Annotated in this window: 6 protein-coding genes; 2 read left to right on the top strand and 4 right to left on the bottom strand. The window is 68.9% G+C overall.

What is annotated here, in order from left to right:
• Positions 1 to 788, top strand: a 788-nt coding sequence (locus ACFTZB_RS36555; protein ID WP_378439396.1) for a carboxyl transferase domain-containing protein, incomplete at its 5' end; no start/stop codon positions are given.
• 42 nt (positions 789 to 830) lie between these two features.
• On the opposite strand, the gene ACFTZB_RS36550 is transcribed toward ACFTZB_RS36555, so the two are convergent.
• The 4 genes from ACFTZB_RS36550 to ACFTZB_RS36535 all read right to left on the bottom strand — a co-directional run bounded on the left by ACFTZB_RS36550 (position 831) and on the right by ACFTZB_RS36535 (position 10,387).
• Positions 831 to 1,805, bottom strand: coding sequence for a hypothetical protein (locus tag ACFTZB_RS36550; RefSeq protein ID WP_378439394.1), 975 nt, complete (start codon positions 1,803 to 1,805; stop codon positions 831 to 833).
• A gap of 106 nt (positions 1,806 to 1,911) precedes the next feature.
• A complete protein-coding gene (locus ACFTZB_RS36545; protein ID WP_378439392.1) occupies positions 1,912 to 5,235 on the bottom strand; it encodes an arabinosyltransferase domain-containing protein in 3,324 nt (1,107 codons plus the stop codon).
• Between the two features lie 66 nt (positions 5,236 to 5,301).
• Positions 5,302 to 8,535 (bottom strand): arabinosyltransferase domain-containing protein, encoded by a 3,234-nt coding sequence (locus ACFTZB_RS36540; RefSeq protein ID WP_378439390.1) that lies wholly within the window; start codon positions 8,533 to 8,535, stop codon positions 5,302 to 5,304.
• A gap of 55 nt (positions 8,536 to 8,590) precedes the next feature.
• On the bottom strand, positions 8,591 to 10,387 hold the full coding sequence (locus ACFTZB_RS36535) for a glycosyl transferase (protein ID WP_378439388.1): 1,797 nt from the start codon (positions 10,385 to 10,387) through the stop codon (positions 8,591 to 8,593).
• A 214-nt stretch (positions 10,388 to 10,601) separates the two neighbouring features.
• Here ACFTZB_RS36535 and ACFTZB_RS36530 point away from each other — a divergent pair, with 214 nt between their 5' ends.
• Positions 10,602 to 11,303: an MspA family porin gene (locus ACFTZB_RS36530; RefSeq protein ID WP_378439385.1), complete on the top strand. Its 702-nt coding sequence runs from the start codon at positions 10,602 to 10,604 to the stop codon at positions 11,301 to 11,303.
• Positions 11,304 to 11,341 lie beyond the last annotated feature (38 nt).

The raw sequence follows: 11,341 nt of genomic DNA, 5'->3' as shown, positions 1-11,341 counted from the left end.
TCAATCCGGGTCTCGAACCGGAGATCACGGACTCCGACCTCGATCTGGACACGTTCATCCCGGACGCCGACAACGCCGGCTACGACATGCACGATATCCTGCTGCGGATCTTCGACGACGGCGAGTTCCACGAGATCGGCGGGCAGGTGGCGCTGAACATCATCACCGGCTTCGCCCGGGTGGACGGCCGTACGGTCGGGGTGATCGCGAACCAGCCGCTGGTCGCGGCGGGTGCGCTGGACGCGCAGGCCTCGGACAAGGCCGCGCATTTCATCCGCATCTGTGACGCCTTCGACATCCCGCTGGTGTTCGCGGTCGACACCCCGGGGTTCCTTCCGGGGCTCGAGCAGGAGCGGATCGGTGTCATCAAGCGTGGTGGCCGGTTCATCTTCGCGTTCGTGACGGCGACGGTGCCGAAGGTGACCGTCGTGATCCGCAAGGCCTACGGCGGCGCCTACGCCGTCATGGGCTCGAAGCAGTTGGGCGCCGACATCAACTTCGCGTGGCCGACCGCCCGCATCGCGGTGATGGGTGCCGAGGGCGCTGTCGACCTGATCGGTCGCAGGCAGATCGAGGCCGCGGGCGAGAACGCGCCCGCCGTCCGCAGGCAGTTGATCAACTTCTACAACGAGAACATCGCGACGCCGTACATCGCCGCGGAGCGCGGATACATCGACGCCGTCATCGAGCCCGCCACCACCCGGCTCGAGATCCGCAAGGCGCTGACGATGCTGCGCGACAAGACGGTGCAGCGTAACCCGCGCAAGCACGACTTGATGCCGCTGTAGTTCGATGGCTCTGTAAGTGATTTCCGCACCCGCGGTCGGCGGTCATGCCGACCGCAGGTGGGTGTCGGTGTGCACGAACACCGGTGGCCGGGGACGCGCCGCGGCCAGCGTGTACGCGGCGCGTAGATCGGCGAGAACGGTCGCCGGGTCGGTCCGGATCTGCTCCGGCAGGTGCGTCACGACGACGATTCCCTCCCGCTGCATCCGCGCCCGCCGCATCCTCGTCGCCTCGTGCAGTTCGGGCGAGAAGTGGTACTTCGGCGAGTCGATCTCCCAGGCGACGGCGACGTCGTCGAGCCAGCCGTCCGGCCGGGCGACCCACAGCCCGGCGGCGGACAGCACGTCCGCGTCGTGCCGCATCGGCGGAAGCCCACTCGTCGCACACAACGTGTGCGCGTGGACCCGGGCAACGGAATGCGCGTCTTCCGTCAGTTCGCGCAGAACGGCCCGGGGCAGGTGGCTGTCGCGGTCGCTGCCGTGTGCGAGTTCGCGGACCAGTTCGCCGACCGTCGCGTCGCCGCGCCGGATCCCCTCGGCCAGGAGCGCGTGACAGGACTCGGCCGCGACCGAGCGACGTCCGGCGTCCAGGAGGCAGCGCGGCGGCGGAGCAACGCGCAGGAGCCCCCGGTGGACGGGTGCGGGCAGGTGCCGCGTCCGCTCGACCTTCACGTACGACCAATCCCGGCGATGCCGGGTGGACGGGATGAGCAGCAGCACGTCGTCGCGGTGTGACGTCGCCGGGTAGCCGAACGCGGCCAGCGCGGCGTGACCCGACAGGAGCGCGTCCGGGCCGCCGTATTCGAGCGCCGCCAGGTTGCGCTGCAGCGTCGTCGGTGGCCCGTCGTGCAGGAGGACGACGCCGGGGAGGATCCGCTGCCAGGGACCACCGTCACGGCAGCGCGCGGCGATGGTCCCCCTCTCGACGCCCAGCCGCTCCAGAGCAGCGGCCCGGACCACGCCGTGGTGACCGGCAGCGGCTGTTCCGGGGAGGTCTTCGGCCCAGCTTTCGGTTCGCATGGGTCCGAGCCTGCCCCGGGCGCTGCGGTCCGCGGCCGAAAAGCCCAGGTCGGAAATTGGCCTGTGGATGGACGGAAGGTTGTGGACAACTCCGCCCCCGTGCCCGCTACGGGGTGGGGTACACCCGCAGCGTGCCCGGCTTCCACAGCCCGGACCGGGTGGCGGTCTCGGTGTCGACGGTGGCCGCGGTGGCGTCCGGGTAGTACCGGTCGAAGCGCTCGAGGGAGCCCCAGTCGCGTCCCCAGTCGTCCCGCATGTACGTGGGGATGGCGGTGGCGCTGGCGAGCAGTTCGGTGAATCCGAGCGGGCCACCGTTCTCCGCCGACTGCCAGGTGTCGGTGGAGCTGACGGCCAGCGGACGGTCGGGGAGGATGCGGTAGTTCGGCATCTCCGCCACGCCGTACTGGTGGTCGAACGGACGCTGGCACGGGAACTGCAGTCCGACGGCCCAGTCCAGCAGTACGGGCTGCGAGCTGCCGATCGTCGAGTTGAGGGTCTCGAGCTTCGGCACCCGCGGCGGGGTGAACGCCAGCCACTGGTCGCCGGTGAGGTTGGGGTCGTTGGCGACGATCCGCACGGAGTCGGCGTCGGGCGACAGTTCGCTGATCGGCACGCGCAGGTTGCGCCACGACGGTGCGGGCCCGATGTCCTTGGGCAGGTAGGTGCCCTGCGCCTGGACGGTGCCGTCGGGCTGACGCTTGCCGTATTCGAGCAGCAGCGACTGGCCGTACGTGAGGGCGCCGGTCGCGTCGACCGACCAGATGCGGCCCGCCGCGGACATGACGATCAGCGGGGTGTCGTCGCTGCGTTCGGGGAGGGCGTACCAGCTGGACGACAGTGTCGCCGGTTCCTGCACGCCTTCCTGGTAGCTGCCCATGACGGGTGTCGTGGCCGGGTCGAGCCCGAACGGCAGCTTGGCGGTGCTGCCGTTGACGCCGACATTTCCGGTGCCGCCGCTGGTTCCGGCGCTCGATCCGGTCTCGAAGGAGGGCCCGACGCTCTGGTTGTCGGTGTTGCCCATGCCCTGCTTGACCTCGACGTAGTCGGCGGTCAGGTCGGACGGAACCCCGTTGGGGGAGAAGCCGACAGGGTTCGCTCCGCCGAGCGGGTCGGCGGGGTTCGCGAGCGGCGCCGCGGGATCGTTGATGGGCGTGAGGTTTCCGCCGTTGGTGTCGCCCTCGACGAGGACGTCCTCGGCGAGCCCGCACGTCTGCCCGGTGAGGGAGTCGAAGTTGGAGCGGGCCAGCGAGTACGCCGGGTACTGGGAGACGGCGCCCTTGAGGAGGGAGAGAACTTCGAACAGCACCATGATGCCGGCGACGACGGTGAGCGGGGCGGCCGCGAACTTCCTGATCCGCCTGCCCTTCTCGGTGTTCGCGCGGACGGGCGGCGCGGCGAATCCCTCACGCAGGTACTGCCAGGCGGCGAGTGCGACGGCCAGCCCGAACAGGACGAGGAAGAACGTGTTGGACTGGCGGCCGCCGAGGGAGACGGTCTTGTCGAACCACGGCACGCCGTAGCTCGAGACGTACCAGTAGCCGTTGATGCCCGCGAACGTCAGGGCCAGCATGAGCAGCAGGCCGGCGAGGAAGATCGTCCGGTTGCGGCGCGAGCGCAGCGCGGACGCCGACACCGCGACGGCGGTGAGCGCGGCCAGCGAACCGGCGATGCCGGCGTACGCCCCGAAGTGGTGGGTCCACTTGGTGGGGTTGAACATCATGAAGAAGATCGTGCCGAACACGACACCGAGCAGGCGCCACGAAGGTCCGGTGGCGGCACCGGGAATCCGCTTGCGGCGCAACAGGATGAACAGTGTCGTCAACAGGCACAGGATCATCGTCAGGAACGCGAAGCGGCGGGCCACGGAACCGTCGACGGTCGGGACGAACAGGTAGTAGTAGCGCAGGAAGTCCTTGTACCACTCGAGGTTCGGGCCGATCAGGGTGCGGACCCGGGTGGCCTCCATCACCGCGGCGATGGTCTGGTCGGCGAACACGACCACGAGGACGATCGTGCCCGCCGCCGCGATCGGCGCCAGCAGCGGCAGCGTCCCCACCTGGCGGTGGCGCTTGACGACGATCCGGACGAGCGGGCGGGCGCCGGCGAGCAGGGCGGCCACACACATCAGACCCGTCGGAGCGGCCGCGAGAGTGAATGCGCCGATCAGGACGGCGACGGCGGCGGGGAGGAGACGTCCGGTCGCGATGGAACGCTCGATGGAGCACCACGTGAGCAGGGCGCCGAGCGCCACGATGGGCTCGGGCCGCAGACCGTTGTTGTAAGGCAGCCAGAACGCGAGGAACACGAGTCCGCCGGTCCACAGCGCCACCTTGTTTCGCCGGACCGACCGGCCGAGGCGCGGAGCGACCTCCCGGCTGATCACCATCCAGCACAGGATCCCGGCGATCAGGGCGGGCAGTCGCATGAACGGGCTGGCCGTCGAGATCTTGGCCATCGCCGCGAGGACGTCGTAATACCAGCCGAACGGCGCCTCGGGGACGCCGAACCAGCGGAAGTAATTGGCCATGTAGCCGGCGTGGTCGGAGACGCGGGCCATGGTGAGCAGGTAGCCGTCGTCCGACGTGTTCGCGCCGATGAAGTGCCACAGCACCAGCGTGCCCACGACGATCGTGTCGAGTCCGGTGAACTTCCACCAGTGCGACGGCAGGAAGTTGCGGTGCCCGCGCCCGTCCGTGCCGTCGAGGCGGCCGAGGGCGACCAGGGCGATCGCCGTGGCCAGGAGGGCCACGATCATCGCGACGAGCTTGATCAGGGTGGGGCTCGACGAGAACCGGGAGTCCACGTTCATCGTGAACGACAGACCGGCAGGCGCCGCCCCGTCGCGGAGGTCGCTGAACACACCCACCACCTGCGGGCGGAGGTCGCCGGTGAGGGAACCGGCGATCGGGTCACCGGTCGGCGTGGTCAGGCCCACGAACTCGGCGGACGTCGCGTCGATGTTCGATGTGATGCGGATCTCGCTGCAGGCGCCCGACTGCACCTGCTCGCGGGGCGCCGTGGCGATGGTGACGTTGCGGTCGAGCACGTCCACGGACTTGTCCGACACCCGCACGAACATCGCGTTCAGCGCCGCGCCCTCGCCCTGCGCGGGCGCCGTGGCCAGCAGGATCCCGCCCTGCGGGGGAAGCCCGGCCACCGCCGAACACGGGATCGACGCCGACAGGTCGATCGGGACCTGCGACACCAGCGGTGCCTCGAGGTCGCCGACGACGCCGTTCTCCGGCCAGTTCACCGCTGCGGTCGTCTGCTGCACCGGCATGAACGGCGTGGCCACTGCCAGCACGAACCCGATGAGGCCGGTGACGATGGCGATCAGACGAGCGGTCCGGTACTCACTCCGCCGGTCCTGGCGAGCAGGCGGCGAAGAGGCTTCGGGATCGGAGACGGAAGTTGTCAGAGCATCGGGCACGGTTGTCGATGGTATGTCAGGAACCTGAGGAGGCATATTGCCGCCTACCAGAGGGTAGGGGCGGTTCTAGTAGTAGCGCACCGGTCCGGCCGACCATGTGCCCGACCTGGTCACCTGTTCGGATTCGACCTGGGCGGGTGTCGCCGACTCGTCCAGCGGCGTGTACCGCTCGAGCGAACCCCAGTCGCGGTCCCAGTCGTTCGACAGGTAGGTCGCCAGGGTGCTCGCCGACAGCAACTGGTCGGTCCAGCCGAGCGGGCCGCCGCCGAACTTGTCCTGCCAGGCATTCGTGGACTCCGCGCCGATGCGGTCGGGCAGGACCCGCCACTGCGGGACCTCGGCGACGCCGTACCGGTGGTCGAACGGGCGCTGGCAGGGGAACGCGAGCCCGACGGCCCAGTCGAGGAGCACGGGGTCGGTGGACCCGACGACGGTCTGCAGGGTCTGCATCTTCGGCACCCGGGGCGGTGTGACCGCCAGCCACTGGCCGGGGTCGGTGTCCGGGTCGTCGGCGACGAGCCGCACCGTGTTCGCCTCGGCGGGGAGCTGATCGAGCGGCACCCGCAGGTTGCGCCACGACGGGGACGGTCCGATGTCGATCGGGTCGACGGTGCCGAGCGCGGTGACGGACCCGTCGGGACCGGTCACCCCGTACTCGACCTTCAGGCTCTGGCCGGGGGTGACGACGCCGTCCGCGTCGACCGACCGGATGCGTCCGGCCGCCGAGATCGTGAGGATCGGTGCGTCGTCGCTGCGGTCGGGCAGCCCGTACCAGCCGGTGGTGAGGGCGGCGGGTTTCTGCTCCCCGCCGGCCTGGTAGCTGCCGAGGACGGGGGTGCGGGCGGGGTCGAGACCGAACGGCAGCGTCACGGTGCTGCCGTTGACTCCGGCGGTGGCCTCGGTGCCGCCACCGGTGCCGGAACTGGTGCCGGTGGTCGTTTCGTCGGTGTCGGTGTCGACGGTGTTGGCGCCGCCGGTGGCGATCTTCTCGGAGTCGGCGGTGAGGTCGTCGACGATGCCGTTGGGCGTGAAGCCCTCCGCGGACGTCGCGCCGAACGCGCCCGCACCGCTCTGGTCGGTGACCGGGGTGAGCGGCTGCAGCAGTGCGGCGGTGGGGTCGGTTTCGACGAGGACCTCGTCGGCGAGCGCGCACGTGCCGCCGGTGACCGATTCGATGTTGGCCTTCGCGATGGAGTACCCGGGGTACTGCGCGACGGCGCCCTTCAGCAGCGACAGCACCTCGAACAGGACGACGGCACCGGCCGCGACGGTCAGCGGCGACGGCGCGAGCATCCGAGCGCGCTTCCCGTTTGGCCTCCTGCCCGTCTCGTAGGGCTCGCGGACGTGGTACCAGGCGGCGAGGAGCAGCGTGAGGACCGTGAGCCCGAGGAACAGCGTGGAGAAGCCCTTGCCCGCGATCATCGGCGGCTTGTCCCACCACGGGACGCCGTAGCTCGAGACGTACCACCAGCCGTTGGAACTGGTGAACGCGACCGCGAGGATGAACAGGACACCCGCGGCGAACAGGGTGCGGTTCCGTTTGGAGCGGATACTCGCCGCCCCCACGCCGACCGCGGCGAGCACCGCGACTGACCCGGCGAGGCCCGCGTACACCCCGAAGTGGTGGGTCCACTTGGTGGGCGTGAACATCATCAGCAGCAGCGACGCGAACACGATGCCGAGGATGCGGCGCGACGGTCCGATCGCGGTCCCCGGCACCTTCCCCTTGCGCAGGATCAGCATCACGCAGACCACGACGCACAGCAGCATCACGAACACACCGAACCGGCGGGCCAGTGAGCCGTCCGGGGAGATCCCCATCAGCGAGTCCCAGCGCAGCCGCTCGTCGAACCAGGCCACGTTGGGGCCGAGGGCGGTGCGGACGCGCGTCGACTCGAGCACCGTCGCGAGTGTCTGATCCGCGAAGACGGCCACCATGACGACGGTTCCGGCGGCGAGGATCGGCAGGATCTGGGACGCGAATCCCACCCGGTGGCCGCGCGCGATGATGATCTGCAGGATCGGCCGCGCACCCGCGATCAGCGCCGCGATGCAGATCAGCCCGGACGGTCCCGCGGCGAGCGAGAACGCGGCGATCAGCACGGCGACGGCACCGGGAAGCAGTCGCCCGGTGGCGATGGCCCGCTCGATCGAGCACCACGTGAGGAGGGCGCCGAGCGCGATGACCGGTTCGGGGCGCAACCCGTTGTCGTACGGCAACCAGAACGCCAGGAAGACCAGGCCACCGGTCCAGAGGGCAGTCCTGTTGCGGCGCACGGCGACACCGAGGCGGGGAATGACCTCCCGGCTGATCACCATCCAGCAGAGCAGCGCCGCAAGCAACGTCGGCAGCCGCATCCACATGCTCGCCGTGCTCACCTTCGCCAGCGCCGCGAGCAGTTCGTACGACCAGCCGAACGGCGCCTCGGGGACGCCGAACCAGCGGAAGTAGTTGGCCATGTAGCCGGAATGCTCCGACACCCGCGCCATGCCCAGCAGATAGCCGTCGTCGGACGTGTTCGCGCCGACCACGTGCCACAGCAGCAGCGTCCCGATCACGACGGCGTCGACGCCGGTGAACTTCCACCAGTGCGCAGGCAGGAAGCGGCGGGCGCGCCTGCCGTCGATGCCGTCCACCCGGTGCAACGCGTACAGCGACGTCAGCGTCGCGAGGACGCACACGATCATCGCCAGCAGTTTCAGCAGCGTCGGGCTGGACGAGAACCGGGAGTCGAGGTCGACGTGCACGGTCAGGTCGGCGGGCGCCGCCCCCTGCAGGTCGGTGAACAGGCCGACCATCTGCGGTCGCTGGTCGCCCTCGATGGAACCGGCGAGCGGTTCGGCCGTGCCCGTGACCTCGGCCGACGTCCGCTGGTAGTCGGACGTGACGGTGAGTCCGGTGCAGCCCTGCAGGTCCGCGGCATCCGCCGAGATCAGGGACCTGCCGCGAAGGGTGACGTCGACCGTGCCGCCGGCGCCCGCCTTCACGACGAGGCCGTTCTTCTCGAAGTCGGGAGCCCGGTTCGGGAGGGTGGAGACGACGGTGCCGCCGTCGGGCCCGAGTTGGGTGAACACCGAGCAGGGAATGTTCACCTGCATGGCCAGCGGTGTGTACGAGACGAGTGGTGCCTCGACGCTGCCGAGCGTGCCGCCCTGCGGCCAGTCGATCGTCGCGGCGTCCTGCTTCACCGGCAGGAACGGGGTGGCCAGCGCGAGAACGAAACCGATCAGGCCGGTGACGATCGCGATGAGCCGGGAAGTGCGGATGCTCCGGACGTCGGGCAGCGGCGGTTGTGGCACAGCACGATGGTAGTCACCCGTGAGTACTTGTTAACGTCCGGCGGTTAACAAGTACTCACGGGTGGCGCAGCGCCCGCACGTCCCACACCCACACGCCGTCGACGGGTTTCGCGGGCGCCCCGACAAGTTGCCGGACCGTCTCACGCAGGACGCGATCGTTCTGAGTGTGCGGCAGGACCAGGACGTCGGCGTTCCAGAACTTCAGGTCGGTCAGCGCCTGGGCCCTCGTCGCGTCGTCGATGGCCGGCACCTGGCCGGACGACTGCGCGGACGCGAGCAGTAGTGCGGTGGGGCGGTCGTCGGGCCCGTACTTGCCCCGCTGCTCGCTGCCGGCCGGGCCGACGAAATATCCACCGGCAATGGGGAATGCGAGATCCTGCTCGGTCTGCCAGCGCAGCATCCGGGCGTTCTCCGGGGAGGGGAGCGGCACCGTGACGACGGAACCGTCGGTGACGTAGTCGCGCCACGTGCCGTCGGCGAAGAAGTTCGGTGCGGCGTCCCGCTGCACGACGGCCAGGGGTGTCGGCGTCAACGGAAGCAGCGCCACCGCGAGCCACCCGGCCCACAGCAGCGTGGTGGTCCGCTGGCCCTCGCGGGCGGACGCCAGGGCGCGGTCGGTGCCCAGTGCGAGCAGCAGGGCGGCGGCGGGCAGACAGCCCATCGCGAAGCGCGATTCCAGGACGGATTCGAGGAGCGGCAGGTGTGAGATCAGCTTCCACGGCAAGGGAATTCCGGTGTCCCAGCCGCCGATCGTGAGCGACGTCCCGAGCGACAGGACACCCATCGCGGCGACCGTCGCGGCCGCGGCGCGCGCCAGCGGCATCCGCCACAGCCACAGTGCGGACAGGCCGAGGAGAATCAGCAGGGGCCAGCCGAAATACGCGTTTTCCTCGGTTGCGTTCATGCTGAACTCGGCGGACCCGGGTTCGCCTGCCAGGGAGGACGTCGGGAAGCTGGTGAACGATTCGGTGTCGTTGCCCACCGGGCCGTGTTCGATCGCCCGGTAGCTGTCGGGTCCGAAGAACTGCCACCACAGGGGAACGGCGGCAATGGCCAGCGCGACGCCGCCCGCGATCGCAAAACCCTTGATGCTGCGCCTGACTGCCGCGAATGCGGTCCGCGGGCGCGACGCCGCGAAGGCGACCCCGAAGACCGTGAACGCCAGCGCGTAGATCAGCAGGGGTTCCTCACCGAGGAAGATCTGGTACGCGATCAGCAGTCCCAGCACGATGCCGTCGCGCACGGGTCGCGCGCCGCTGCCGAGCCTGATCACGGCGAGCGCGATGAAGGGCAGCAGGAACAGGGCTACGAAGTTGGGGTGCCCGTTGGTGTGCGAGATCAGGGCCGGTGCGAAACCGCACAGGCCGCCGCCGACCGCCGCCGCGAGTCGCGAGGACACGACGTGCCGCGAGAAGACCCAATACCACGCAATTGCCGTGCCCGACAGGCCAAGTGTGAGTGCCAGAGTGAATGTGACGTTCGGTCCGAACAACAGTGTGACGGGCGCCAGCGGAATGCTGATGCCGAACATCGCCGTGTTGCCCATGAGGTTGACGCCGAGCGGATAGTTCTGCAGGTCGCTGGACAGCGGGTTCTCCAGATGGACCAGTGAGCGTGCGGCGACGGCGAAGAACCACTCCCACATGGTCTGGTCCTGGCCGCTGCGCACCAGATAGCCCGTTCCGAGGTGTTTCCACTGGCGGGCCAACACGAATGCGGCCAGGCCGACGTAGAAGGCGACCGCTGCGACATCGGCCGGGTGCGGCCGGAAACGGGAGCGGACGGGGCGAGCGGTGGTGCTAATGCTCTCGGCGGGCCGAGTCGTCTCGACCGGGGTGAGTATCTCAGTCACGCAGCAGCGCCTCCGGTTCTCGGGTCGATGTCAATCGGTCGAGGGTACCGGAGGTCGCTGAGAGCGCCCCGGGTTGCGATCGGGTAATTGTTGCATGTATCACATCAAGTTGATTTGTGAACTTCTGATCAATACAGGGATATTCTTCTGCCCCACTGGTTACGCTCAGCATGCTTTTCCGTATCGGTTGCAGTGCATTCTGAATGGGGTCGGCATGACGGACATCAGCACATCTCGATTTGGGTTCAAACGCTTCACACGGACGGTTGCAGTCGCAGGCATCGCAACGCTTGCCATGGTCATGGGCAACGGCTCGGCGTCGGCCGGCGTGGACAATTCCAGTTCCGTGATCGATGCACGAGGGAATCGCATCGAAGTCGTTCAGGGCGACACGGTGTATCAGACCGTACCGCCGTTGGACGGCGTTCCCACCAGCGTGGAGTTCTTCCACAACGGCTACGCCGGAGTGGCCATCACCGGCCCGAATTCGGAGGAGTTCGAGGGCACTCAGCTCACCGTCGGGTATCAGATCGGTTACCCGGTCGCACTGGCAGGCGCGACGATCGTCCTGAACACGCCCGGTCTCGGGTTCGCGATCGGGTCGAGCAACGGAATCGACCTGGGTCTGCTCCCCGAGCTCTCGTTGGGCCTGAACGCGGGGACCAACGTCGAACTCGCCGGCGACATCATTCCGTCGCAGGAACTCGACATCGACCTGGAGCCCGGTGGAATCACCACGGTTCCGATCCTCGAGGGTCAGGAGTTCGACGGATCGGCGGCTGTGGTCAGGATGCAGGGAGTTCACGGCTCCATCTCCGGTGCTATCGGGCCGGTCACCATCCGTCCGTACGCGATGGCCGTGACGGAGAACGGTGACACCGTCATGACTTACGGTGTGCCGCAGAAGCTCAACTAGGCAGCCCGTCCGACAGGGTGCCTGACAGGGGTCGCCGG

Source organism: Rhodococcus sp. NPDC057014 (assembly GCF_042673295.1).
In the GTDB taxonomy this organism is placed as follows: Bacteria; Actinomycetota; Actinomycetes; order Mycobacteriales; family Mycobacteriaceae; genus Rhodococcus_F.
Note: the sequence above shows the minus strand (reverse complement) of the source record. Positions and strands in the feature narration are given on the sequence as shown.